General features: G+C 41.4%; 34 protein-coding genes. 15 read left to right on the top strand and 19 right to left on the bottom strand.

Annotated features, from left to right (window positions below; translation table 11 throughout):
• Positions 1-142 precede the first annotated feature (142 nt).
• The 6 genes from C7B70_RS28220 to C7B70_RS01400 all read left to right on the top strand — a co-directional run bounded on the left by C7B70_RS28220 (position 143) and on the right by C7B70_RS01400 (position 2,579).
• The gene (locus tag C7B70_RS28220) at positions 143-265 is read left to right on the top strand and encodes a hypothetical protein (protein WP_255409301.1); all 123 of its coding nucleotides are present in this window, start codon (positions 143-145) and stop codon (positions 263-265) included.
• A gap of 9 nt (positions 266-274) precedes the next feature.
• On the top strand, positions 275-535 hold the full coding sequence (locus C7B70_RS01380) for a hypothetical protein (RefSeq protein WP_106367289.1): 261 nt from the start codon (positions 275-277) through the stop codon (positions 533-535).
• Complete coding sequence (locus tag C7B70_RS01385; protein WP_106367290.1) at positions 519-857, top strand: type II toxin-antitoxin system RelE/ParE family toxin; 339 nt, start codon at positions 519-521, stop codon at positions 855-857. The genes C7B70_RS01380 and C7B70_RS01385 overlap by 17 nt, the downstream gene beginning before the upstream one ends.
• A 250-nt stretch (positions 858-1,107) precedes the next feature.
• Positions 1,108-1,869: a hypothetical protein gene (locus C7B70_RS01390; RefSeq protein ID WP_146134000.1), complete on the top strand. Its 762-nt coding sequence runs from the start codon at positions 1,108-1,110 to the stop codon at positions 1,867-1,869.
• Between the two features lie 96 nt (positions 1,870-1,965).
• The gene (locus C7B70_RS01395; protein ID WP_106367292.1) at positions 1,966-2,199 is read left to right on the top strand and encodes a type II toxin-antitoxin system Phd/YefM family antitoxin; all 234 of its coding nucleotides are present in this window, start codon (positions 1,966-1,968) and stop codon (positions 2,197-2,199) included.
• A complete protein-coding gene (locus C7B70_RS01400) occupies positions 2,196-2,579 on the top strand; it encodes a type II toxin-antitoxin system VapC family toxin (RefSeq protein ID WP_106367293.1) in 384 nt (127 codons plus the stop codon). Before C7B70_RS01395 ends, C7B70_RS01400 begins: the two co-directional genes overlap by 4 nt.
• Before the next feature lie 125 nt (positions 2,580-2,704).
• Here C7B70_RS01400 and C7B70_RS01405 read toward each other — a convergent pair whose 3' ends face one another.
• Both C7B70_RS01405 and C7B70_RS01410 read right to left on the bottom strand, forming a co-directional pair.
• Complete coding sequence (locus C7B70_RS01405) at positions 2,705-3,103, bottom strand: CAAD domain-containing protein (protein WP_106367294.1); 399 nt, start codon at positions 3,101-3,103, stop codon at positions 2,705-2,707.
• Positions 3,104-3,193: 90 nt separating this feature from the next.
• Entirely contained in the window at positions 3,194-3,790 is a 597-nt protein-coding gene (locus tag C7B70_RS01410; protein ID WP_199191992.1) for a DUF1517 domain-containing protein, read from the bottom strand.
• 71 nt (positions 3,791-3,861) lie between these two features.
• Here C7B70_RS01410 and C7B70_RS01415 point away from each other — a divergent pair, with 71 nt between their 5' ends.
• From C7B70_RS01415 to C7B70_RS01425, 3 genes are all read left to right on the top strand, one after another.
• A complete protein-coding gene (locus C7B70_RS01415) occupies positions 3,862-4,704 on the top strand; it encodes a prephenate/arogenate dehydrogenase (protein ID WP_106367295.1) in 843 nt (280 codons plus the stop codon).
• A 106-nt stretch (positions 4,705-4,810) separates the two neighbouring features.
• The gene (locus C7B70_RS01420; RefSeq protein ID WP_233220782.1) at positions 4,811-5,077 is read left to right on the top strand and encodes a hypothetical protein; all 267 of its coding nucleotides are present in this window, start codon (positions 4,811-4,813) and stop codon (positions 5,075-5,077) included.
• Positions 5,074-5,829, top strand: a complete 756-nt coding sequence (locus C7B70_RS01425; protein WP_106367296.1) for a nucleotidyl transferase AbiEii/AbiGii toxin family protein — start codon at positions 5,074-5,076, stop codon at positions 5,827-5,829. The genes C7B70_RS01420 and C7B70_RS01425 overlap by 4 nt, the downstream gene beginning before the upstream one ends.
• Positions 5,830-5,921: 92 nt before the next feature.
• On the opposite strand, the gene xseB is transcribed toward C7B70_RS01425, so the two are convergent.
• Together xseB and xseA are read right to left on the bottom strand one after the other, a co-directional pair.
• Entirely contained in the window at positions 5,922-6,155 is a 234-nt protein-coding gene (xseB, locus tag C7B70_RS01430) for an exodeoxyribonuclease VII small subunit (RefSeq protein ID WP_106367297.1), read from the bottom strand.
• A complete protein-coding gene (gene xseA / locus C7B70_RS01435) occupies positions 6,155-7,387 on the bottom strand; it encodes an exodeoxyribonuclease VII large subunit (protein ID WP_106367298.1) in 1,233 nt (410 codons plus the stop codon). The genes xseB and xseA overlap by 1 nt, the downstream gene beginning before the upstream one ends.
• A 211-nt stretch (positions 7,388-7,598) precedes the next feature.
• Between xseA and recA the strand changes: the two genes are divergently transcribed.
• Positions 7,599-8,681, top strand: a complete 1,083-nt coding sequence (gene recA, locus C7B70_RS01440; RefSeq protein ID WP_106367299.1) for a recombinase RecA — start codon at positions 7,599-7,601, stop codon at positions 8,679-8,681.
• 89 nt (positions 8,682-8,770) lie between these two features.
• Here the strand turns inward: recA and C7B70_RS01445 are convergent, their stop codons facing one another.
• The 6 genes from C7B70_RS01445 to C7B70_RS01470 form a co-directional block, all read right to left on the bottom strand.
• Complete coding sequence (locus C7B70_RS01445; RefSeq protein ID WP_106367300.1) at positions 8,771-9,115, bottom strand: DUF1815 family protein; 345 nt, start codon at positions 9,113-9,115, stop codon at positions 8,771-8,773.
• 342 nt (positions 9,116-9,457) lie between these two features.
• A complete protein-coding gene (locus tag C7B70_RS01450) occupies positions 9,458-10,246 on the bottom strand; it encodes an HAD family hydrolase (protein WP_106367301.1) in 789 nt (262 codons plus the stop codon).
• The gene (locus tag C7B70_RS01455; protein ID WP_106367302.1) at positions 10,246-10,635 is read right to left on the bottom strand and encodes a RidA family protein; all 390 of its coding nucleotides are present in this window, start codon (positions 10,633-10,635) and stop codon (positions 10,246-10,248) included. The genes C7B70_RS01450 and C7B70_RS01455 overlap by 1 nt, the downstream gene beginning before the upstream one ends.
• 2 nt (positions 10,636-10,637) lie before the next feature.
• Complete coding sequence (locus C7B70_RS01460; RefSeq protein WP_106367303.1) at positions 10,638-11,072, bottom strand: NUDIX hydrolase; 435 nt, start codon at positions 11,070-11,072, stop codon at positions 10,638-10,640.
• A gap of 27 nt (positions 11,073-11,099) precedes the next feature.
• Complete coding sequence (locus C7B70_RS01465) at positions 11,100-11,405, bottom strand: type II toxin-antitoxin system RelE/ParE family toxin (RefSeq protein WP_106367304.1); 306 nt, start codon at positions 11,403-11,405, stop codon at positions 11,100-11,102.
• Complete coding sequence (locus C7B70_RS01470) at positions 11,402-11,665, bottom strand: type II toxin-antitoxin system ParD family antitoxin (RefSeq protein WP_106367305.1); 264 nt, start codon at positions 11,663-11,665, stop codon at positions 11,402-11,404. Before C7B70_RS01470 ends, C7B70_RS01465 begins: the two co-directional genes overlap by 4 nt.
• Positions 11,666-11,785: 120 nt before the next feature.
• Here C7B70_RS01470 and malQ point away from each other — a divergent pair, with 120 nt between their 5' ends.
• Entirely contained in the window at positions 11,786-13,297 is a 1,512-nt protein-coding gene (gene malQ / locus C7B70_RS01475) for a 4-alpha-glucanotransferase (RefSeq protein ID WP_106367480.1), read from the top strand.
• 35 nt (positions 13,298-13,332) lie between these two features.
• Here the strand turns inward: malQ and C7B70_RS01480 are convergent, their stop codons facing one another.
• Positions 13,333-14,121 carry a RodZ domain-containing protein gene (locus C7B70_RS01480; protein ID WP_106367481.1) on the bottom strand — a complete coding sequence of 263 codons (789 nt, stop codon included), beginning with the start codon at positions 14,119-14,121 and terminating at the stop codon, positions 13,333-13,335.
• An 11-nt stretch (positions 14,122-14,132) separates the two neighbouring features.
• On the bottom strand, positions 14,133-14,954 hold the full coding sequence (locus C7B70_RS01485; RefSeq protein WP_106367306.1) for a pseudouridine synthase: 822 nt from the start codon (positions 14,952-14,954) through the stop codon (positions 14,133-14,135).
• Positions 14,955-15,029: 75 nt separating this feature from the next.
• Between C7B70_RS01485 and C7B70_RS01490 the strand changes: the two genes are divergently transcribed.
• Complete coding sequence (locus C7B70_RS01490) at positions 15,030-15,725, top strand: DUF2993 domain-containing protein (protein ID WP_233220783.1); 696 nt, start codon at positions 15,030-15,032, stop codon at positions 15,723-15,725.
• On the opposite strand, the gene C7B70_RS01495 is transcribed toward C7B70_RS01490, so the two are convergent.
• From C7B70_RS01495 to C7B70_RS01505, 3 genes are all read right to left on the bottom strand, one after another.
• Positions 15,722-16,585, bottom strand: coding sequence for a phosphatidate cytidylyltransferase (locus C7B70_RS01495; RefSeq protein WP_106367307.1), 864 nt, complete (start codon positions 16,583-16,585; stop codon positions 15,722-15,724). The genes C7B70_RS01490 and C7B70_RS01495 overlap by 4 nt on opposite strands.
• 133 nt (positions 16,586-16,718) lie before the next feature.
• Positions 16,719-17,321, bottom strand: a complete 603-nt coding sequence (gene cbiT, locus C7B70_RS01500) for a precorrin-6Y C5,15-methyltransferase subunit CbiT (protein ID WP_106367308.1) — start codon at positions 17,319-17,321, stop codon at positions 16,719-16,721.
• Positions 17,322-17,427: 106 nt separating this feature from the next.
• The gene (locus C7B70_RS01505; protein WP_106367309.1) at positions 17,428-17,745 is read right to left on the bottom strand and encodes a hemolytic enterotoxin; all 318 of its coding nucleotides are present in this window, start codon (positions 17,743-17,745) and stop codon (positions 17,428-17,430) included.
• Positions 17,746-18,010: 265 nt separating this feature from the next.
• Here C7B70_RS01505 and tatA point away from each other — a divergent pair, with 265 nt between their 5' ends.
• Positions 18,011-18,178: a twin-arginine translocase TatA/TatE family subunit gene (gene tatA, locus C7B70_RS01510; RefSeq protein ID WP_106367310.1), complete on the top strand. Its 168-nt coding sequence runs from the start codon at positions 18,011-18,013 to the stop codon at positions 18,176-18,178.
• 97 nt (positions 18,179-18,275) lie between these two features.
• On the opposite strand, the gene cobM is transcribed toward tatA, so the two are convergent.
• Both cobM and lgt read right to left on the bottom strand, forming a co-directional pair.
• The gene (gene cobM / locus C7B70_RS01515) at positions 18,276-19,079 is read right to left on the bottom strand and encodes a precorrin-4 C(11)-methyltransferase (RefSeq protein WP_106367311.1); all 804 of its coding nucleotides are present in this window, start codon (positions 19,077-19,079) and stop codon (positions 18,276-18,278) included.
• Positions 19,080-19,203: 124 nt separating this feature from the next.
• Positions 19,204-20,076, bottom strand: coding sequence for a prolipoprotein diacylglyceryl transferase (gene lgt / locus C7B70_RS01520; RefSeq protein WP_106367312.1), 873 nt, complete (start codon positions 20,074-20,076; stop codon positions 19,204-19,206).
• 120 nt (positions 20,077-20,196) lie between these two features.
• On the opposite strand from lgt, the gene rlmN reads away from it, so the two are divergent.
• On the top strand, positions 20,197-21,267 hold the full coding sequence (gene rlmN / locus C7B70_RS01525) for a 23S rRNA (adenine(2503)-C(2))-methyltransferase RlmN (RefSeq protein ID WP_106367313.1): 1,071 nt from the start codon (positions 20,197-20,199) through the stop codon (positions 21,265-21,267).
• A 637-nt stretch (positions 21,268-21,904) separates the two neighbouring features.
• On the top strand, positions 21,905-23,419 hold the full coding sequence (locus tag C7B70_RS01535) for a thymidylate synthase (RefSeq protein ID WP_106367315.1): 1,515 nt from the start codon (positions 21,905-21,907) through the stop codon (positions 23,417-23,419).
• Here C7B70_RS01535 and dcd read toward each other — a convergent pair.
• Both dcd and C7B70_RS01545 read right to left on the bottom strand, forming a co-directional pair.
• Positions 23,405-23,968 carry a dCTP deaminase gene (gene dcd, locus C7B70_RS01540; RefSeq protein ID WP_339376708.1) on the bottom strand — a complete coding sequence of 188 codons (564 nt, stop codon included), beginning with the start codon at positions 23,966-23,968 and terminating at the stop codon, positions 23,405-23,407. The two genes, C7B70_RS01535 and dcd, sit on opposite strands and share 15 nt — an antisense overlap.
• Before the next feature lie 98 nt (positions 23,969-24,066).
• Positions 24,067-24,603: a P-loop NTPase family protein gene (locus C7B70_RS01545; protein ID WP_106367317.1), complete on the bottom strand. Its 537-nt coding sequence runs from the start codon at positions 24,601-24,603 to the stop codon at positions 24,067-24,069.
• Positions 24,604-24,657: the final 54 nt, after the last annotated feature.

Below are 24,657 nucleotides of genomic sequence, written 5' to 3' on the forward strand. Positions count from 1 at the left end.
CCGAATGCGGGTTGATCCACAGTCAGGGCATTGCATGGTCTGTTCCCTCAATATCATTCTTCAATTATGCAACGCCTGATTTTAATCTTATGCAGGTTTGAAAAAATAGTCTTGCTTAGGACTTTAGCAAAGAGACGCAGATATGGCGCAGTATTTTGGATTAGGGACAATTGAGCAACTTGCGATCGCCCCTGGCGCTACCCCTTGGGTAATCGCACTTGCAATAGTGGTTATCAGCTTAAAATTAAAACAGATTCAACACTAACTGCAACCTATGCTAAAAACCGTCAAAGGAATTTATCAAGATGGGCAAATTCATCTTACCGAGCTACCACAAGATGTTAGCGAATCCCAAGTTCTTGTCACCTTCCTCGATCCTAGCAAAATCGATCCCGTCAAACTACGCCAACTGATAGCTCGTTTGGAAACAATTGCGGGTATTGGACAAGGCTTTGAGGAACTAGAGCGCGGTCAAACTCGCCCTATTAGGGATTTCGTTCAAGAAATGCAACAAAAATATGGCATTTCAAGTTGAGATTACCCCAATTGCAGAAGCTCAGATCGATCAAGCCTATCGCTGGTATCGAGAGCGTAATCCTGAATTTGCCGATCGTTGGTTTCGAGGATTGATGAATGCGATCGCTACTCTACAAGAAAAGCCCCAACGCTGTATTTTAGCAGTCGAACATGAGATTTTTTCAGAAGAAGTACGACAACTCCTTTATGGGAGAGCCAAAAATGTATACCGAGTGCTTTTTACAATTCGAGATGCTACGGTTTATGCGTTGTATGTTCGGCATAGTAACCAAGCACCGCTAACGTTAGATGACGTTGAGGAATTGGAAGGTGGGGTTTAGGCAATCTTTGCGATCGCTTTGCATAGTCTAAATTGGCTCAATGCGCGATGTCTGAATACTTTAAGCTTTGCTACAGATGTTTTCTTTGCATTCACTCTGTAAAAAGTATTATACGCAAAAATTCTGTAGCATCTCCGAATTATGGATGCTATGGGGATTCCACATATGATGCCTAAAAATGACTAAGATGCTTATATATTCTACTTTTCTAAAAAATTATACGGAAAGTTTTATTATAGTAAACAATCATATGGAAAAAAAAGAGAGCATGGCTTCGACTGATGAAATACAACCGATTGAGGTGACCTTCCCACAGTTCGTCGATTTTCTTCGCTCTAATTTAAACGACCTCGACCACTCCGGCGGCTTTGGCATTAGTCCAAACTTTCCAGAATTCGATCTGATGCCACAAAATTACCTTGCGTACGCTAACATTGCATTGTCCGATTCCTCTGATGCAAACAGAATCAACTGTATTTCCCACCTTAAACGGGCTGTGGAATGCGAAGCTGATACATTTTTTCATGTGCTTCAAATTAGTCGGCGCATGAATTTTCCTCAGAAACTCGAAGCGCTTGAACGCCTTGAATTGATGCCGTCCCGGTCGATTGTCCATTTAAACCGCATCCGCAACAAGGTTGAGCATGAATATTCAGTTCCTGAAATAGACGACTTGTCCGTTTATTTCGATCTCGTGGCTGGATTTATAGCCGCAATAGAAGGCGCAATCTATATGCTTATCTCAATTGGTGGTCTGATGGAATGGGATGCACAAGAAGAGAATTCTAATCTGCGCTTTAGTATTGGTCTTGACATTAGTGATTCAACTCAAACCTCATCCATAACCGTCTGTCTGTATGAAGGTAAGGCTTGCTCTCCCTACAAAGTTTCTCCTGACAATTGGGATGCTTTTCTTGATACTCTGCGGATTTTATTCTTGCTCATTTGTGGTGCATCTGTCATTTCAAAGGATTATGTTATCAGCCTCTTACCTGCCACACCTGCTACATAAAACCGTGAAGAAGTGCGATCGCACTGGCTAAACTTACGTAAATAAGCGATCGCTCTAACATATATACAAGACAAGTATATTAAGGCAATCTAACGAATGAACGTTACTGTTGATGACTTGCAACGCGACCCCTTACAATATCTCCGCCGAGTAGAAGCTGGTGAAACCATCGTTATTATTAGACAGGATAAAGCGATCGCTGAACTTAGACCTATTGCTATTACTAATCAATTGCGACCATTTGGTTTATGTGCAGGCGAGTTTACCGTTCCCGATGATTTTGACGATCCCTTACCGGAAGATATGCTTAGAGCCTTTGAGGGTAAATGAAGCTTTTGCTAGATACACATATTTTTCTTTGGTTTATTAGTGGCGATCCTCAATTATCAAAAAATATTCAAAATGCTATTCGTAATCCAGAAAATGAAGGTTATCTAAGTGTAATTTCTATCTGGGAGGCAATTATCAAGTATCAGTTGAATAAGTTGCCTTTACCAGAGCATCCCGCCACTTATTTACCCAAACAACGCGATTTACATCAAATTGCTAGTCTTGCTCTTGACGAAAGTAGCGTGATTCAACTAAGCCAACTGCCACTATTACACCGCGATCCATTTGACAGAATGCTTATCTGTCAAGCATTACAAAATAGTCTAACGATTGTGACCGTAGATACAGCAGTTCGTGCCTACTCAGTTAGTGTAATGTGAAATTTCCCACAAGACAATTCTACTAGCCATAACTAGACAAGAAGTGCGATCGCTCTTGCTAAAGTTGCATAAATAAGCGATCGCATCTAGTAATTAAACTAAAAAGCGATCTTCTACAATCAAACCTACTTGTCTAGAAATCCTTGGATTTTTTGACCCAACTCTTGCCTATTTGAGGTGTTGAGCAAATAGCGGCTAATAAACCAAATAGAATAGCCAATTCCAACTAATTCAAAGGTTGGTGCTACTAAAGGAATCTCATTAATAGCTGCTATCACCGCTAAACTGACTCGAAACGCAATGATTGCGCCAAAAATCAGTCCCAAGTTGATTAATAGTGATTGATTCTCGCCAAAAAAACTGCCTAAATTTTCTGATAGTTGCGATAAAAAGTCTACAACCTGAGTAACTATCCATTGTCCTTTTTGGATAGATTGACTGGTAGGGGAGAAAGTCTGAGGTTCAGGTATAGTTACCTTGACTCCAGGAGTTTCAATTGCTGGTTGGGTTGGATCTACTTCCATAATTCTGTGTTTTTTAACTTATCGAATAAGTGTAAATTACCATGCAAAGTTTAAGATTATGCTAGGCGATCGCACTTACTATATTTATCTTTAAAGCGGGATTAACTCTGTAAAATTTTGCAACAATTGATCGTTCGTCAACTCATCTCCCAATTGCGCGGGAGAAAAATGTACTTGAATTGCTTGCAATTTTTCTTGGTAATGCAGATTAATCAATGCTTTCAAGCCATCTTTGAGAGCGGTGATATTAGAAAGATCGGTTTCAAGTTCTGGTACTTCTCCAGTAAAAGCCGCCGTAATCATCACTACCAAATTACGAGTTATCGGTATAGACAAAGGCTCATTTGTTGGGGTGTTGCTAAAATCTGGTTCGCTGAGGTAACGCTGTGCAGAGTCAGTAAATAGTTCATTAACGTAGTCTCCCGCGTCTCCTTCACTCCAAAATACATCCCCTTCGTTCGCCGCCGAAAGCCAGTATTCATCGTATTGCAACAGAGTTTGACATATTTCAACTAACCCCTCTCCCAATACTTCCAAGTCGCCATCAGCATCCATAGCGGCTCTAGCAGTACGATTGAAAACCCCTAATATTGGTGCTACTTCTTGTCCGGCGAGATGCAAAAATAAACGAGAAACAACAAAACGAGTACCACCAGTTAATTTACTAAAGCGATCGCGCAAACCCATATTTATTTACTCCACAACTTAAACTACTTTATCCCTGGCAAGATCATACTAGCTAAGTTTTTATTTAATCTATGAATATCGGCATTGTGGGACTAGGACTAATTGGCGGCTCTTTGGGATTAGATTTACGCGCTTGTGGTTATCAGGTTTTGGGCGTAAGTCGGCGCGAACAAGTGTGTCAAAAAGCAATTGATCGCGGTGTCGTAGATTTGGCAAGTATGGACTTTGCTATCCTTGCAGAGGCGGAAGTTATATTTATTTGTACGCCCATAGCGGCGATTTTACCTACCGTAAACCAATTAATTCCTGTTCTCAATCCATCTACAGTATTAACCGATGTTGGCTCCGTTAAAGTGCCAGTAATAGAAGCTATCACGCCTTTATGGTCAAACTTTGTTGGCGGACATCCGATGGCGGGAAACTCTGAATGTGGAATTGAAGCCGCGCAAACCAATTTGTTTGTATCTAAGCCTTACGTGCTAACACCAGTTGCATCTACTCCCCTTGCAGCCGTTGCGGTAGTTGAAAACATTGTCAAGAGTCTGAGCGCAAAAATTTATCACTGCACTCCTCAAGCTCACGATCGCGCGGTTAGTTGGATTTCTCACTTACCAGTAATTGTCAGTGGAGCGTTAATTGCTGCTTGTCAAAGTGAAGCTAATCCAGAAGTTTTAACATTAGCCCAAAACCTTGCTAGTTCTGGCTTTCGAGATACGAGCCGCGTAGGTGGGGGAAATCCCGAATTAGGCTTAATGATGGCGCATTACAACCGCGATGAATTGCTCCGAAGTCTGCAACACTATCGGCAAAATTTAGATGGGTTAATTGATTTAATTGAGCAAAAAAACTGGGTGGAGTTAGAACAACAATTACAGTCTAATCATGCAGCGCGATCGCACTTTGTCCGTGAATAGAAGCCGATCAATGTTTGAATGATGAAATATTAAAGCAACTTTTACCCCTATATGTACTATTGGTACTGGTTGCTTTACGCTCGATTAAGTTATCTTATTAAGGTAGATGAATTTAGAAAATCTACTTTTAAGAGTCATGGCGACTTCTAATCCAACGCTCGAAGTAATTACAGTACCGGAAAAATTGCCTTTTTTAGAGTCAATTTGTTGGCAAACGGATAATGTTTATCGCTTTACTCGTGAGCAGATGCTAAGTCGCTACGAACGGGGTTGGTCATACCGTCAGCTATTTAATAATCTTGAGGGTGAGGAATTAAAGTTTTTGCAGAAGCTGGCAAAACGATACAATTCTTGGCTACAAGCCACTTTATGACTTTTAAGTTGGCTCATCACAATAAAATCCTGACTATTTTAAATAGCTTAGATGATGAAATTCTTAAAAAGGGTTCTGCTTACTTTGGAGGCGGAACCCTTTTAGCACTCGACTTTGACGCCTATCGCTGGAGTAAAGATATTGATTTTATTTCTTCAATATCTTCCTCCGGTTATGGATACTTACGAACTGTTGTATTTGATCGCGGTTATAAGGGATTATTCCGCGATTTAAGCAAAATCAAAATCGGGCGTGGTACTACTGACCAATACGGAATTCGGATGATAGTTTTGGTCGATGATGAGCCGATCAAAACGGAAATTATTGCGGAGGTGCGCTTTGAACTGGATTCGCCTCGATATCCAGATTGGTCGCCCGTTGCTTGTTTAAGTATAATTGATTGTTTTACATCTAAATTATTGGCAAATAGCGATCGCTTTATGGTCGATGGTGTTGACTCTAGAGATTTGATTGATTTAGCAGTTCTTAGACTCCAATCTGTAATTCCTCTCGCAGCAGTGAATAAGGCTGAGAAAGCTTACGAAGTCATGCGTCCGCTAAAAAGAGCAATCCAACGTTTTCAGGAAAGACCAGAATACAGACGAGAATGCTTTGCTGGTCTTAAAATTGATACTCAGCAAGTTCCTAAGATTATTGATGGCATTGATTTACTGGCTAGAGATGTAGGTTTAGCTGCGACAGAAAGAGTTTTCAACGAACAGCCAGATATTTTTTTGAATTTCGATTTATAGTATGAAATTTTGTTTACAGACGTTGCAATGCAACGTCTGTATCATTTTCTGAACTGGGTAATGCCCAAAAATATTTAGATAACAAAGTAACCTTAAAAAGAATCGGGTTGCTCTGTCAAAGTTTCTACTAACAAAGTCATTTGCTGCTGCTTTTGATTTAAAAAAGCTTCGCACTCGCGCAAATACTCCACCGCCGTACTAAATTCTGTAAAAACTTCCGCAAGCTCTAATTGCCCGGATTCTAGTTGATTGATAATTTTCTCAACTTTAGCAACAGTCGCCTCATAATTCCAATTTGGTTTCTTTTTAGCGCGGGGATCGGTCATTATTTATCGAGAATTTCTGTTACTTTAACTTTAACTTGACCAGTACCTAGTTGGACAAGTAACTCTTGCTCCAAGGCTAGTTGGGAACTAGAGCGCGCGATCGCCCCTTTTTCTGTTCTCACTACCGCATAACCCCTTTTTAACACCTCCTTGGGGTCTAAAGTTGCAAGTTTTTCCTGCAAAAACTTACAACGCAGAGTCTCAGTTTGTAAGCATTTTTGCGTTACTTGGACTAACTGTTGCTTTTGCCAACCAATTAGCTGTGTTTGTTGCTGAATTTGGCGCTCTAAAGGCAAACGTTGCAAGCGACTTTGCAAGCGCCCAAAACGATTTTGGACAGTATCTAATTGACTTTTAGCCGCCCTTTGCAAAGCTTGCAAGCGTTCTTGATGTTCGGCGTAAAGGCTAGTAAGTTCTGGTACAACTTGTTCGGCGGCGGCGGTGGGAGTATGAGCATAGGCATCGGCGACCAAATCGGCTAAAGATTCGTCCCGTTGATGACCGATGCCAGTAATTACCGGAATTGAACAGTTGGCGATCGCTCTTACTACTCTTTCATCATTAAAACACGCCAATTCCTCTGTTGCACCGCCACCACGAGCTAATATTAGTACCTCTGCCCGTCCATCTCTTTCTACTCGCTCTATGCCTTTAACAATCGATGCTGGCGCTTGTTCTCCTTGGACAATTGCCGGAGAAAATAACACGTGCAAACCTGGGTAACGCTGTCCTAAAGTTTTTTGCATATCTCCCCAGGCGGCGGCGGAGGCTGAAGTAACTACAGCGATGGTTTGGGGATGCAGGGGTAGGGGCTTTTTCCGCTCAAGGTCAAACAACCCCTCTGCCGCCAAAAATCCGCGCAACTGCCGATAACGCAACGCTAATAAGCCTGATCCCGCAGGCAAACTTTGCCACACCGTTAATTGATATTGTCCACGAACTGGATACAACCGAATACTACCTAAAACTATTACCTGCTCCCCCATTACAGGAACTTGGGCTAATTTTTCTAACTGACCATGCCAAGCGACACAACTGATTGCGGCTTTGTCTTGGGGATCTGTGAGGGTAAAAAATAGTCCTTTGCGGTGGTGATTGGTGCTAGAAACTTCTCCAGTAATCCAAACTTGGCGTAATTGTCCGTCTTGCTCTAACAATTCTTGAATGTAAGCCGTAATTCCGCCTACAGAAATTGGAGCTAATTCGGGGACAGTATCTGATGAAGGGATCATGGAAATAACGCGCTCTTTACACACACTAATCTTAAACTACTGCAAAATCGAGAGTGGCTCTAAAAATCTCCGCTCCTCGCCTTTACATTACTTCACTTAACGCCCAATCGCCTACCAAGCGTAGAGGCGAAAAATTAGTTAAAATAGTATATCTGCACTACTGCTGAATCAACTGACAATTTTTTATATCCCTCCCTATTTAGAGGCGCGAATGGCAACAGAAACAACAGACACCACTGGCAAGCAAAAAGCCCTAACTTTAGTTCTTAACCAAATCGAGCGTAGCTTTGGTAAAGGTGCAATTATGCGCCTTGGCGATGCCACTCGCATGAGAGTAGAAACAATTTCTAGTGGCGCGCTCACCCTAGATTTGGCTCTAGGCGGCGGTTTACCCAAAGGACGGGTAATTGAAATTTATGGCCCAGAAAGTTCTGGTAAAACAACTTTAGCTCTCCATGCCTTAGCGGAAGTGCAAAGAAATGGCGGTGTAGCCGCCTTCGTTGATGCTGAACACGCTCTCGATCCTACCTACGCCGCCGCCTTGGGTGTAGACATTGCCAACTTGCTAGTTTCACAACCAGATACCGGAGAATCGGCTTTAGAAATTGTCGATCAATTAGTGCGAAGTGCTGCCGTTGATATTGTAGTTATTGACTCGGTGGCGGCGCTAGTTCCCCGCGCAGAAATTGAAGGCGAGATGGGAGATGTTCATGTGGGCTTGCAAGCTCGGTTGATGAGTCAAGCTTTACGTAAAATTACTGGCAATATTGGCAAGTCTGGCTGCACGGTAATCTTTTTAAACCAGTTACGTTTAAAAATTGGCGTTTCCTATGGTAACCCCGAAACCACAACGGGCGGTAATGCGCTAAAGTTCTACGCTTCAGTGCGGCTAGATATCCGCCGGATTCAAACCTTGAAAAAAGGTACCGATGAGTTTGGCAACCGCGTCAAAGTTAAAGTAGCTAAAAACAAAGTCGCTCCACCATTTCGGATTGCTGAGTTTGACATTATTTTTGGCAAAGGCATTTCTACTCTAGGTTGTATCGTAGATTTAGCTGAAGAAACTGGGGTGATTGTCCGTAAAGGTGCTTGGTATAGCTACAACGGCGAAAATATATCTCAAGGTCGAGATAATGCGATCAAATACCTAGAAGAAAAACCAGAAATTGCCGAAATTGTCCAGCAACAGGTACGCCAAAAACTAGAAATGGGAGCCGTTGTTTCTGCTAACTCTGTAGCGGTAGTTAGTGAAGACGATCAAGTCGATGAAATCGACGAGCTTGACGGCGATTAGATAAAATTATTGGCACAAAATAGCGCTCTTTAGTAGGAGCGCTATTTTATGGTAGATATGCTTATTATCTCTGTATTTATCTGCACCGATCAGATTGTTTTAGTAACTAAAGTTGGAGCCTCGCAAGGCGCGATGGAGTATTTAACCAAATCTGCCAATTCTTGAAGTTGGCTGATTGCCTCTGCTCCTTCTAACTTCATCAATTCGCGGTCATCCCGCATTTCTGTCCAGGTGATTCCATAATCGGATACTAAAAACCGGATCAGATGGTTTTCATTTAAGCTAACCATGAATGAGGCACTACTCATTTGACCGCCACAGGTATAACAAGATGCTGGGTAGCCGCGACGCTCTAGTACAATGGCTAAAGCTTGTAAGTTCATTACCAGATCCTGCACAAATTGTCGGTGTTGCTGTGCTAATCTTAAAAACACTGTTTTACTCCAAACACCACGTTTTATTGTAAACCCTTTTTTATATTTTCTTTAGATTTGTTGCCAAATTAGGTAAACAAATCTGCAAATACACTTTACGGGCGTTACTTTAACTATTCACACTCAGGTTAACCGATCCCCGATGGAAGTGGTAGGTTTATCCAATTAAAAACGCTATTATTTCTAGGAACCTACAGTTGAAGTGCTTGCTATACGAGCAAAGTAAGTATTTCTTCGGGAAAATTAAACAATTTATATTTAATACCTTAGATATACCAATGTTGCTACCTATCAAAGGCGTGAACTTAATCTATATTTAACTTGGGCTGCAACATTTTAGACTTATCGCTCAATTTGATTAGCTGATTTAAGTTTATTTTTAAGTAGATAGGCGGCTAACTCGCAAAATCCCTCACCTTCGGCGGCGCTTGTAATGTAAGTTGGCTGGTGCTGCATCTGGTTTGCATAGTCTCGCACGTTGGCAACACCTACAGAATGCTTAAAGTAGCTGGGGTTAAATAAGCTTTCGTCGTTGGGACTATCACCTACAGTCACAACTTGCTCTAAGGTAAATTGCGGAAAGTATTGACGCATAACTTGTAATAATCCTGCGCCTTTGTCTTGGCTGAGGGGTTTAATATGACACTGCACATTACTGTATGTAAAACCCCACCCTAATTGAGCGCATAATTGTTCTAATTGTTGCAATTGTTTTACCTGCAAAGGTTGCACATCAAACGTCCAGTCAGTCAGGCGAAATCGGTTATCGGCGGATTCTTGGATATAAGGAAATTTGTGCTTGAGTTTTTGAAAAATCTCCTCTAACTGCTGTCTATGGCTAGTTAAATCAGTTATGGAACTTAGGCTTGTAAGTAATTGCTCCCCATTATGGTAATACAAACCGCCATTTTCGGCGATCACGCCAGCAACGGGTAAATAAGCCGCAAGTCCACTTACCCAACCCGCCGAGCGCCCAGTTGTAACTATTACTTGAATCTTTGCGGCGGTTAAATCTGTTAAAGCTTGGAGTAATGCTGGCGTAAATTTCCCCGATTGGGTTAAAGTCCCGTCCATATCGGTAGCAATTAGGCAAATATCGCTTAAAGCAGCGTTTATAAGTTTATCAGCCATTAAATTACCGCAATACAATCAATTTCTACTAATACATCTTTAGGTAAACGGGAAACTTGAACGCAAGCACGAGCGGGGGCTGTAGCTTCATTGAAGTATTGGCTATAAACTGAGTTCATAGTGGCAAAATCATTCATATCTGCCAAAAATACTGTAGTTTTCACCACATTTTCGCAACTTACCCCGGCGGCGGTTAGTATAGCTTTAAGATTTGTTAGCACTTGGTTAGTTTGCTTTGTTATATCGCCATCGCCGACAAGTTCGCCAGTGCTGGGATTGAGGGGAATTTGCCCAGAAACAAATAGCATTTGTCCGCTTGCAGATATTGCTTGATTGTAAGGGCCCACAGGTGCGGGTGCAAGGCTTGTATTGATAACTTGTTTGTTCATAATTAATTAGATAAACGGGGACGAATGCCGTAATGTCTGTAATGCCAATAATCTTTTAAAATGCGATCGTGGTCAAAGCATAAGTTAGCAGGAATCCGCCACGATTCAAATATTCCGTAGCTTTTAGCATCGTCTCCCGCTTGGGGAACTCCTGTTGCTGTGGCTAAAAATACTACGCTCATTGTGTGAGAGCGGGGATCGCGTTTAGGATCGGAATATACCTGGAATTGTTCGATTAGTTCTATTTCTAAGCCGATTTCTTCTAAGGCTTCGCGTTTAGCTGCAACTTCGGCGCTTTCCCCATAATCAATAAAACCCCCAGGAATAGCCCACCCTAAAGGCTCGTTACGTCGTTCAATTAAGATAATTGGTCTGTGGGGGCGATCGCCAAGTTCGATAATAATATCAACAGTAGGAGCCGGATTGCGGTAAGTCATTAAAATAAAAAGTTAATTATTCATCATTTACTCATCTTCTGGGTGCGGAAACAAATTAGATAAATCGCGCCTACCACTAACGACACGCATAATTTCAATCCCATCCTCAATTACTCTGTAAAAAATAATGTAACTTTCTAGCGGAATTCCCCGTAAATCTGGTTCAATATCAGCATAACTTCGACCTAAGCTCGGAAAATTGGCTAACTGCTTACACTTACGGCTAAATTCTTGTAAAAAGCGTTCTCCAGCTTCAATATTATGCGTGTAAAAATAATCGGATATCGCGGCTAAATCCTGACTGGCAACAATATTAATAACATAACGGTTCATTTTTGATTTTTGGGCGCTTGCTCAAAACGCTCTAGCAAACTAGCAACAAAAGTTTCACCATCAATTGGCGGAGTATGTTGTGATGCTGTGTGCGCTTCAGTTATTAGCTCTCGAACTTCTTGCGTCCACTGCTGATAACTACAATTTTCTGCCAACAAGTGCAATGCAGTATCGATAATTTCATCAGCATTATTAAATTTACCCATTGCCAGCAAGTTTTGAATTACTTGTTCTTGTTCTGGCTTTAACGTCATGCTCATAATCGATATTTTTACTGTTGTTTCTACAATAAGCTTACACTGCCACGTCTTAAGATAGTTTCTAAGTGGTTTGTACCATGATAGATTTTTGGCGATCGCTTTTTGAGCGCAATTTTACTTATGCCTTTTCCTAGATCCAGTGGTATTTTACTTCATCCGACTTCTTTTCCCGGTCGCTTTGGGATTGGCGATTTAGGTTTAGAAGCTTACAAGTTTATTGATTTTTTGGCAAAAAGCAATCAGCAATTTTGGCAAGTATTACCTGTAGGGCCCACAGGGTACGGCAATTCGCCTTATATGTCTTATTCGGCGATGGCGGGAAACCCTTTACTAATTAGCCCCGAAGCTTTGCTAGAACAAGAATTACTCGCCGAGGAAGATTTTGCTAATTTGCCCGATTTTCCTAGCCAAAAAGTTGATTTTGAGCAGGTAATCAATATCAAAATGCCATTACTAAAAAAAGCCTGCGAGAATTTTAAAACTAAAGCCGCACCTGTACAGCAAAAAGAGTTTTCCGGCTTTTGCGAAACTAAAGCTTACTGGCTGGATGATTATGCTTTATTTATGGCGATTAGAGATGCTAAACAAAACGCCGGATGGCATACTTGGGAGCCAGAATTAGCTAAAAAGCAACCGGAAGCAGTTGAACAATGGCGGAGCAAACTTACAGAGGAAATTTTTTACTACAAATACACTCAATTTGAATTTTTCCGTCAATGGTCAACATTAAAGCAATACGCCAATATGCGCGGAATTGAAATTGTCGGGGATATTCCGATTTATGTAGCTCACGATAGCGCCGACGTATGGGGAAATCCCGAAAATTTTTGCTTAGATGAACAAGGTAACGCCGCCCAAATGGCAGGAGTTCCACCAGATTACTTTAGCGAAACTGGGCAATTGTGGGGTAATCCTGTCTACAACTGGGAGCAATTGCAAGCGACCAATTTTAAATGGTGGGTGCAGCGATTTCAAGCGATGCTCGACTATGTAGATATCATCAGAATTGACCATTTTAGGGGCTTCGAGGCTTACTGGGCAGTGCCGCAGGGTGAAACTACAGCGATGAATGGTAAGTGGGTTGAAGCCCCCGGATCAGCGTTGTTTAAAGTCTTAAATGATAAGCTCGGTAAGTTGCCTGTGATGGCGGAAGATTTGGGGGTAATTACTCCCGAAGTAGAGGCGTTGCGCGATGAATTTGAGTTTCCAGGGATGAAGATTTTGCATTTTGCTTTTGGTTCCGATCCTGGTAATCCTTATTTGCCTTTTAACTACCAGCGCAATTGTGTTGTTTATACTGGCACTCACGACAATAATACAACGGTAGGTTGGTTTAACGACCTGTCAGACCACGAAAAAACGACAGTGGAACGTTATTTAGGTTGTATTAGTCCTGATGGCATCCACTGGGATTTGATTCGACTAGCTTTAAGTTCGGTAAGCAATCAAGCTATTATTCCTGTGCAAGACTTGCTCGGATTGGGGACTGAGGCGCGCATGAATGTACCAAGTTTTGGCGATGGTAACTGGCAATGGCGTTATCAATACGATGACTTGACGGAGGATTTGAGCTTTCGCCTGAAAACTTTAGTTCAGCTTTACGGGCGATCGCCAATGGTTGCGGGAGAGTAGTATTATTAGGGAGACAAATTTGTCTCCCCCTAGCTTCAAAGTCTTGGTGCAGCAAAGGTTAGCTCTTGAACTTCGCCTAAATTGCCCATTTGCTTAGACTCTTTTTGATTAATTGTTAGCAATACTCCGCCAGCATTACCCGCCAATACTGTTAAATTGTCTTTTGCTACCCAAGTGCGCTGAGTTCCCGATGGTAAAAGTCCTTGAAAGGCAATTTTGCCGTCGGCTACTACTTTAATCCACGATGGCGCTTTTAAAGTAACGCCAATTTGAATTTGTTTGTTAATTTTAGGCGTACTGCTAACAGACTCTACATTGCTTGAGCCTTTGGGTGGTGCGGTGGTACTATCGGCAACTAGGGGCAATTCTGGCAATTGGTTGTTAGTTAGCCCCTCGTTACGACTTAAAGAGCGCGATAGCGTACTCACTGCTAGAGCGATCGCAATTATATACATTACGTACAAATGAATCGGACGCAACTGGATTACAGGTAATATTAAACTCCAAGCAGGCTTATTATTAGTACGATTACTTTTGTTGGTCGGGAAGCTACTAGCTAAGGCGTATTCATCCAAGCCTAGCACCTGAGCATATTGTTTGATAAACCTTTGGATATATACTGGCTCTGGCAACTCCTCTAATAAACCTTTTTCAATCGCTACCAATAAATGTTGACGAATTAAGGTTTTTGCGGCTACTTCTTCAATAGATAAAGCTTGTTCTAGACGCTTTTGGCGTAGTTTATCTCCTATGCACCTTAATATCTCAGCTTGTGCTTCAATTGGACGTACTGGTTCACTCTGTTTTTTCCCACACCACTTCATTTTATCCACTCCTAAAAAGCATCTGGCTCCTCAACCGATGCAATGCTCACAGCCTTCTGGGAAAGGTTTTTCCCTGATCCCAATTCACCCTTTTGCAAAAAGCAAATTTCCGAATCTTTAAGGTAACGATAGCAACCTTTGGGTAACAGCGCCTCTGTTGACGGTTGCAATTCAATCGTCCCAATGGCGGTACGATGCAAGGAAATTACGGGGTATCCTAAAATCTCAGCAATTCGCCGAATCTGCCGATTTCTCCCTTCTTTCAAAACAATCTCTAAACAAGTAGTTTGCTCGAAATGCTTACCTTTGGCAATGATTCGTAAAGAGCAATTACGAGTTTTTCTTCCTTCTAAAATAACCCCCTGTCGCCATTTTTGTAAAACGGTTTCGGGTGGATGACCTTTTACCCAAACATGATAGGTTTTCGGGATGCTGTGACGGGGATGAGTAAGTTTATTTGTTAGTTCGCCATCATTAGTTAGGATCAATGCTCCTGTAGAATCAACATCTAAACGCCCTACAGGGTGGATTCCCATCCCTATTTGGAGGTTTTTTGGTAGCAATTCGATAACTGTTTTGCGTCCTTGGGGATCGTCGCAAGTAGAAACTACTCCTTTGGGTTTGTTGAGTAGTAAGTAAATAAGTTTAGGGCGAAACTGAGACTGAAGGAGTTTACCATCTACAGAAATTCGATCAGTTTCGAGATCGGCTTTTGCGCCCAGACTTGCTACTACGCCATTGCATTGCACTCTCCCCGCGACAATTAGCGCCTCTGCTTGACGACGAGAAGCAATCCCCCATTGGGAGAGAATTTTTTGTAACCTTTCCTCCATACTAAGTTAGGTCTAATTTCCGCTATATATTTACAGATATTACACGGGAATTTTGCAATCCCTCACTTAAATATATTGAACGCTTTGATTACTGATAATCCGACAAAAAAGCCTAGCCGACTGATTGGCAATATTCTATCGCCAGCAATTGAGTTGTGGCTAAGATCCCAAGTTCAGCAAGTATCTAATCTCAAGGTACAAATAGAAGGAAAAAGTCGCCAAATCCTGACAGGAAATATCCCAGGCGTTTCTATAGTAGCCAGTGATGCGGTTTATCAAGGGCTGCACGTAACAGAAATTCAGCTATATGCTACAGGTATTTTGATTAATTTAGGTCAAGTTATTAAAGGTCAACCATTGAAGCTGTTAGAAAAAGTGCCTGTAACGGGTAAATTGCAACTGCAACAAGCCGACATTAATGCGTCCTTGCGATCGCCTTTACTATCTAATGCTTTAACGGAATTACTCCTAAAACTAGCTCCCCAAGCTGCTGATAAACAAGTGCAATGGGATAAAATTATAGTCAACGATGGTCAAATCAGGTTATGTGCAACAATGGGCGATCGCCAACAGATTATCCTCCAAGCTGGTTTAAAATTATCTACAAATCAAGAATTAGAGATTAGTCAGCCAACAATAGAAATTCCAGGAGTCAGTTTAACCAACCTTGATAGTTTCAATGTTGACTTAGGAGCGGAAGTGGAGCTTGAGGAACTAACCTTGCATCAAGGTAAAATTATCTGTAGGGGCAAAATTAACGTTCTACCTTAATTTGGTAATAACGGCAATAGCAGAGTTATAAAATAGTAAACCAAAGGAGCCGTAAAAACATAGCTATCTGCACGGTCTAAAATCCCGCCATGACCGGGGATTAGCTGACCTGAATCTTTAACTCCTGCATCACGTTTCATCATTGATTCTGTCAAATCGCCAAGCAAACTTGCGATCCCAATGATTAAACCCAAGGCTAAACCCGTCCATTGCCAACTTGACCAGTCTAGATACCACGCCCCAGTTATGGCGACAACTACGCTACCAAATACGCCAAAAACTGCCCCTTCAACAGTTTTTTTCGGGCTGATATTGGAAAGACGGGTTTTGCCGAAAAATTTGCCGATAAAGTAAGCGCCAATATCCGCCGCCCAAATACACAAAAACGTTAGTAGAGTTATTTTTAAACCTTGAGGTAATACTTGCAGATTTGTCCAATCTTCCACCCAGTAGCCACCCAAAGGTAAATTACTTACCGTATCCAGACTCCGCATTCTTACCCAATAACTCGGCAAATACCCGCCATAAAATAGCCCTAAAATTGAGGTAGAAATATCAGCAATAGTGGCAAGTTTGGGTTGAAATAGCAGGTAAAAACAAATAAATGTTCCGGCTACAGGCATGACAACATCGGCTAAATCAGGCGATAATGTCGCCACAATCAGCAGCAATTGACTAACAACTAAAGTAGTTTTGGCGGCGGGTGCTATACCTGTAGCGCGTACCAAATCAAAGTATTCTAACTGACCCAAATAAACGATCGCGCAAAACATTAAGGTAAAATACCACCCGCCGAGCAGAGTAGCACTTAAAGCCAGTGCGATCGCAATAATTCCACTAATAAGTCGTGACCAAGACATAAGCAAAAGACAAAAATAGACAAAACTTAAAGCTCAAAAGCTGTAACTAATGGTTATTACACTTGCACCGCTCAGTTTTATCTTTCACTTAAAACTGAAAACCATACATTGAGCTTTTACTTTCATATTCGCTTTAGTCTAGCTTTTCGCCGCTCAAAATAAAAATTGGATTTACCGCCGCAAAGGTTTGTTGCGTCCCCCGCGTCTCCAAACGGTTAACCGCCGATTGTACTACTTCTATATTACGGGCTTGGAGTTCGGACAAGGTTTGAGAAACTGCATACAGGGTTTCTAAACTAATAGCGGTGGCTACAACGCGCCCCTGGACTGGCAAATACTTCCATACAGCTTTTAAAATATCTTTAACTTGACGACCGCCTTCAATGCAAACTCTTCCGGGAGGATTTTTTATTTCTGACAAGCATTCGGGGGCGCTAGAAACAACGACTTCAACATTTTTTACTTCAAAGACTTCGCAATTGCGCCGAATTAAGTTTGCGACTTCTTCATCTCTTTCAATGGCGATAATTTTACCTTGGGGACACAGTAACCCAACTTCTACGGGGATTGTTCCTGTCCCTGCGCCAATATCCCACAACACAGAATCAGCTTGCAGTCGCAATTGAGCAATTAATAACAGCCGAGTTTCACGCTTTGTGAGGGGAATTCCTGGTAAACGCTCAAATAACTCATCAGGAATCCCAGAAGTAATGTAGGGCCATATTTTGCTGGGCATAAAATACCTGTATAAATCCAGAACATATAGATTGTAATCAGCTTTAACAAAAAACTTTTCTTTGTTCTGACTCAGACGTAAATATTATTTGTTTGGAGTTTTTGCGTTAATGAATCCCATCAAATCCGAATAGTTTAGCAAGTCCGCCGAGTAAAGCAACCAATAATCCAATTGCTACTCCACGATTTATAAATTCCTGCGTGTCAAATCGTTTATCAATTCCTTCAACTTTTTGGTCTAAAACTTTAACATCAGTCTTTAATTGGGAGACATCTTCGCCGATTTTGTCTACCTTATCTTCTAGCTTATCTATTTTGGCTTCTAACTTTTCAAACTTAGTATCAAATTTATTTTCTAGTTGGACAAATTTATTTTCTAGTTTGTCAAAAAGTTCTTTAATGTCGTACTCAACGTTTAATGTCATGGTTGCTCATTTTCCTAGGGAATAATGCAGGGGCATATTTGGCTAGTCCTATTATATAAAGTAGAAGCTTGCTTGCAGTCACAACCTAGGCGATAGAAGAGTTATAATCCCCCTGCATAAACAATGACTACTCAAATATTCGGCGATTTCTACTACGTATAGCGGGAAATAGCTAGAAAGGCTGGACGAAAAACTTTGAGAATCGCACATTGATTACAAGTAAAGTAGCCTAGAAGATATTAGAGGAATTTACAGGGGATTTAATATGTTTGGTTTAGGATGGCTGGAAGTAGGAGTAATTGCCATAGTCGGAGTTTTTATTTTTGGAACAAAAAAAATTCCCGAATTAGGTAGTTCGTTAGGTAAAACTTTGCGCGGTTTTAAAGCAGAACTCAAAGGCGATGATTCTAGAGACGATGAAGATAAGGAATAAAAGTTGATGTAAGTGCGATCGCACTTCATTCATATTTGGTAATTTTATCTCCTTTCTAGAGGTAAATTTTTCAGGTAAAAGCGATCGCATTGCAAATTCAGTTCTGTGGGCGAAATAAATGGTTGTGTTCGGGATGATATAAACGACTTCGCACTTCTCCCATATTTTGCAACGCCGGACTAATTACATACAATGTTGTGCGAATTAAATTTTCTTTTTGGGTAACTTCTGCCATTTTGTCAAGGGGTACCACTAAAATCTTTTCATCTACCCAACCCAAGCGAAAACAAATAGCTACGGGGGTTTCGGGGGTGTAGTGTTCTAATAGTTGAGCTTGGGCATTATCTATATGACGAGCGCTCAAATACAGACACAAACTAGCTTTATGGGCGGCTAAAGAGGCTAATTCTTCCGTGGCGGGTACTTGGGTGCGTCCGCTAATGCGACTAAGAATAATTGTCTGTACTACTCCCGGAACAGTTAATTCTATTTTCAGTTTGGCGGCGGCGGCTTGAAAGGCGCTAATTCCGGGGATAACTTCAAAAGGAATATCGGCGGCGGCTAAGGCTTGCATTTGCTCGTGAATGGCGCTGTAGAGGCTAGGATCTCCCGATTGGAGGCGAATTACTGATTTATGCGATCGCACTCTTTCCACCATTAAAGGCAAAATTTCCTCTAAAGTCTTATTAGCCGTGCGAATAATCTCCGCATCGGGGCGACACCATTGCAATACTTGTTTGGGTACTAAAGAATCAGCAAATAAAATTACATCAGCTTGAGCTAAAAGTTTTTGCGCCTTGACGGTAAGCAAATCGGGGTCGCCGGGCCCCGCGCCTACGAGGTAAACTGCTGGTGCTAAAGGAATAGTTGGCGTTGAGTGTAGAAGCTCTGACTGCGACATAAAAAAACTTTTACTAATTTTATATTTTTTTGCGGAACGGACTTATCTGCGCTTGAAGTAATAAATGGTAGATGCACCCTGGTTAAGCTCTAGATTTGACTCTAGAGCTTTTTTTTTGCAAATTTTATCTTTGGGACAACTCTCGCTCTTTTTTTCTCACTGGTGCAACATCCGGTAAAGAGCGCTGATAAATGTACAGCCAAGCTAATCCCGCTAATCCTAAACTAATACAGACTAAACTTACAACTTGAGCCATCCGCAACCATCCCAGCATCAAGCTGTCGGTACGCAAACCTTCAATCCACAACCGCCCCAAACTATAAGTAACCAAATAAACTAAAAATAATGTCCCGGTTTTGAGTTGCTTTCCTTTCCATCCCCGAAAAAATAGCGTCATTAACAAGCCAAATACCATTAAATTCCACAACGACTCGTATAAAAATGTCGGGTGATAAGCAACATCGGCAAATTGAGCGGGGCGATATTGTGGCTGTATGTATAGCTTCCAAGGTAAATTAGTCGGGCTTCCAAACGCTTCAGAGTTGAAGAAATTGCCCCAGCGCCCGATCGCTTGACCTAAAATTAACGAAGGTGCTACTAAATCGGCTAATTGCCAAAATGAAATATTTTTAACTCTAGCAAAAACTAGCGTCGCGATCGCACCGCCAATAATTGCCCCATGAATTGCAATCCCACCTTCCCAAATTCTGATAATTGTCTCTGGATGTTGGGAGTATTTCGACCACTCAAAAATAACGTAATACAACCGTGCGGCGGGAATTGCCCCAATAATTAGCCAGATAATCAAGTCTCCCAGCAAATCGGGGTCAACCTGGCGACGTTTTGCTAAATATTGAGAGAGATTTATCCCAATCAATACCGCCGATGCGATTAGTAAACCATACCAGCGAATAGTTATCGGCCCAATTTGCACTAACTCCGCGCCGGGGGAAGTAAATTGCATTGCTAAAGGTAATTGACTAATATCCGGCAACATTATAATAATTCCTCAGAAATATTTATTATCCCTTGCGATCGCCCAGTCAAAATTGTTTGTCTCCTCCGCAATAAGTTAAGGTCGTAATATATCTGTTTTTACATATACAAAATTACTTTTATGGGCAGCAAAAGCCAAACTCAATCACAAACTGACACTAATACTCTAATTCAGCCTAACTCAACGCTATTAGGTTTAAATTTACAAGAACTAACAGACTGGGTAATCCTTCAAGGACAACCCGGCTATCGTGGCAAACAATTACACGATTGGATTTACCATAAAGGGGCGCGTAGTTTTGACGATATCTCGGTTTTTTCTAAACAATGGCGCTCTAGCGTTTCTCATATCCCAATTGGGAGATCGAAAGTACACTTGCGATCGCAAGCACCAGACAAAACTGTAAAATATCTATTGCAACTAGCCGATAATCAGGTTGTAGAAACGGTGGGTATTCCTACCGAAAAACGCCTAACTGTCTGCGTTTCGAGTCAAGTAGGCTGTGCGATGGCTTGCGATTTTTGTGCTACGGGTAAAGGCGGTTTTAGTCGCAATTTATCATCGGGCGAAATTGTTGACCAAGTTTTGACAGTCCAAGAAGATTTTAAACGCCGCGTTAGCCATATAGTATTTATGGGCATGGGCGAACCGTTATTAAATACTGATAACGTTTTAAAAGCTATTGAATTGCTCAATCAGGATGTAGGTATCGGACAGCGCTGCATAACTCTTTCAACTGTTGGCATTCGTTCGCGCATTCGCAAACTCGCTCGACACGAGTTGCAAGTAACTTTAGCCGTCAGTCTTCACGCCTCAAACCAAAACCTCCGCGCCGAACTTATCCCCAGCGCTAACACTTATTCGCTGACCGATTTAATTACTGAATGTAAGGAATACGTGCAAGTTACGGGGCGACGAATTAGTTTTGAGTATGTCTTGCTAGCGGGGGTAAACGATTCGCCAAGGCAAGCAACAGAGCTTGCTCAACTGCTGCGCGGCTTTCAGTGCCATGTTAACTTGATTCCCTACAACCCCATTGCGGATGCGGACTACGAACGCCCAACCCCTCGCGCTATTCAAGCTTTTGTAACTACCCTACAACAGCAGCAAATCGCCGTTAGCGTGCGTTACTCACGCGGATTGGAGGCTAACGCTGCTTGCGGACAACTTCGTACTACTACGCAAGTTTAAACGGCAACTGTCAATTCCTGGCGCATAGGATTCTATGACTTTGCTAGTGTCTGAACAAGTAACCAATAAGTAGTCACAAGTTGGGCATTGCGTCCGAATTATATTGCTTTGGGCGATATAGTGGCGTTCGCCTTCACTACCGCAGTTTGGACAGCGAATTTTTTGAACTACTTGCATTTTTGTACCTTTAGTGAGGAGCGGAGAAGAAATAAATTAAAACGAAAACTTACAAAACTTAACCAATCAACCTTAATATGTAGCTTTTAAATGAGAATCAACCGCAATATTTGTAACTTCCTGTTTTTATTGTGTAAGCCTGTACGAGTGCTTGTCGTGTAACTTTAGGTAGAGGATTAAAACTTTTTCTTGTATCTTTTACCTCTAAGCTTGATGATCCCCACTTGTAACTCCTTCATATTCTAGCCTCGATCTCTAGATTGCTCGTAAACTTAATCAAAAATTAAACTTAGTAAATTACTGATGAACTATGTAGTTAATCGCACAAGCGTTATTACATATATTTATATTTTTCTCATTATTTGCTAAAAATTTAGACTGCGATCGCTACTTTATAAAAGGAAACATAAACTTATACAGTTTTGCTGAGGGCAATTTCGTAATATATTGAGGTGCAAAAATGACTTCTTCGCTAATTAGGGAAACACTGTACAAACCCCTATACAAACCAAATCAAATAATTTGCGGTACAGGTCAAACAGTAGTGGCGACCGGGTGGACGGTAAAAGAGAGCGTCGCCAAACACTTACAACCCTACGAATACGCCGGGATAGGAGCTTGTTATAGCCCAACGCGGGGTATTTCGCTATTAATTCGCAATTTATTGGCAAATCCCTTTGTACGGTACTTAGTAGTTATCAACGCTACTAAAGAAGACCGCAACGCCGGAGCGGTGGAGTGTTTAATTGATTTTTTCCGTAACGGCTTTGAATTAGGACTTACAGATACAGGTAAGCAGTGCTGGCTAATTCGCTCTACCGCAACGGGTTATATAGATATAGAAATTCCCTCTGAGGTTTTAGAACAGTTACGCCAATCAATAGAATGGGTTGAAGCTAAAACTATTACTGATGCTGTAAATAAAGTAAAGCGATTAGCGCTTAGAGAGCCAATAGAACCTTGGAGTAATCCGTTAACCTACGATTTAGCTACTTTAGAACCGACAGTTTTACCAGGGACACGCTACGGACACCGCATCGAAGGACGGACAATTGCCGAAACTTGGGTAAAAATTGTTCACCGTATTAAAACTACAGGGACAATCAGACCTACTCTCTACGATGGACAATGGCAAGAATTAATCGATTTAGTTGCAATTGTTACTGATGAACCAGAACAGTTTTATTTTCCCGAACCTAATTATCTACCATGCGATCGCACTTTTATTAACCAATACGTCTCCCAAATCCTAGACGATGCGCCCTCTATAGACGGAGTTAAGTATACTTATGGGCAAAGATTGCGATCGCATTTTGGATTAGACCAAATAGAGCAAGTAATTGATAAACTAAGCACCGATATTGATTCCGCTAGAGCAGTAATGTCTTTATGGGACGTACAGGACGGCGAAGCAAATAATAGTCCCCCTTGTCTCAATCATATTTGGGTAAGGGTTGTAGATAACGAATTATCTTTAACTGCTACGTTTCGCAGCAACGATATGTTTTCTGCTTGGGTGGCGAATGCGATGGGGTTACGAGCATTGCAAAAACATATTTTAGATCAAGTCTGCGATCGCGCTAACCATAATTTACAAATGGGGGCATTAATTACTATTAGCCAAAGCGCCCATATTTACGATGATTGCTGGGAAAATGCCGACAATTTAATTCAAAATCAGTACAAAAAGCTTGTAGCGCAAAGAGATTATGCTGATCCTTCTGGTAGTTTTGTAATTAACGTCCAAGATGACACAATTATTGTGGAACACATGACCCCTGGAACAGGATCAGTTGTTAATTGTTATTCTGGTAAATCTGCAACGGGGCTTTGTAGACAAATAGCCGCCGATTGTCCAGCTTTACAAGTTGGACACGCAATGTATTTAGGAAGCGAATTACAAAAAGCAGAAGTAGCTTTGCTAAATAAATTTTTATACACTCAAGACAAAGCTTTAAAATCAAACTCTAGCTAAAGTGACAACTTCGGCTTGATCTTGATACTTACCTTGGCGATCGTCGTAACTTGTAGCACAGGGTTCTCCTTCTAAAAATAGCAGTTGTACTACACCTTCATTAGCGTAAATTCGACAATCTGCACTAGAAGAATTAGAAAATTCTAATGTTAAATGTCCTCTCCACGCGGCCTCGGCGGGAGTTAAGTTTGCAATTATACCACATCTTGCATAGGAGCTTTTTCCAATACATATAACTGTAATATTTGCGGGAACTTCTAGCTTTTCTAGAGCTACTCCTAAACCGTAAGAATGAGCAGGCAAAATAAAATATTTGCCATTATTATCTGTATGTAGTTGGGTTTGCTCTAAGTTTTCAGGATTAAAGTTTTTTGGATCTACTACGGTTCCGGGAATGTGGCGAAAGATGCGAAACTCTGCACTAGAAAGACGGATATCGTAGCCGTAAGATGAAAGTCCATAGCTAATTACAGGCTGTAATACCGAGTCATGTTGATGTTTTCTAACTAATTGTGGCTCAAAAGGCAAAATCATACCTTCAGCCGCCATTTTAGTAATCCAAATATCGTTTTTAATCACAGCATCACAACTAAATCAACAGATTCTCTAGGATACTTGAGATATTAACTTTTGAATATATTTAATACTTAAGGTTGGTGACTGCGGCGAATTTCAGTAATTTGGTCGGCTAGTTCTATAATTTCTGGGGGCATTTCTGTACCTGTCAGTACAATGTCTACATGACTGGGACGTTTTTTGATAAATTCCAATACCTCATCTAAGGGAATTAACCCAAAAGAAATCGCTAAACTTAGTTCGTCCAGTACCACAAAAGCATATTTACCCTCAGATACAACTTTTTGCGTATGCTGCCACAATGCTAGTAGTGACTTTGTTTCGGCTTCGTCTAGTTGGGGAGTATCGATATAACGGGGTAAATCGCAGCGAATCCAATCTAGGTTTTGTCCCAATTGTACCGGATGCTCAAACCCTTGCCCTATACCGCCTTTAAGAAATTGAACCACTAATACAGACGTACCTTGTCCGGCAATTCTCAAAGCTTGGGCGATGACGCTTGTAAAAAAGCAACGGGGGGAACAGGTAAATACTTGCACAAGTCCCGCGATCGCATAAGGTAGGTTATTAGGAGTAGGTAATACAGGTGTTTCTAGCTGGGCAACCATAGGACAATGTTTGACTGTTGAAGAAAATAATACAGATATATAGCGCAATTATTA

This window comes from Chlorogloea sp. CCALA 695 (assembly GCF_003003885.1).
Lineage (GTDB): Bacteria > Cyanobacteriota > Cyanobacteriia > Cyanobacteriales > Chroococcidiopsidaceae > Aliterella.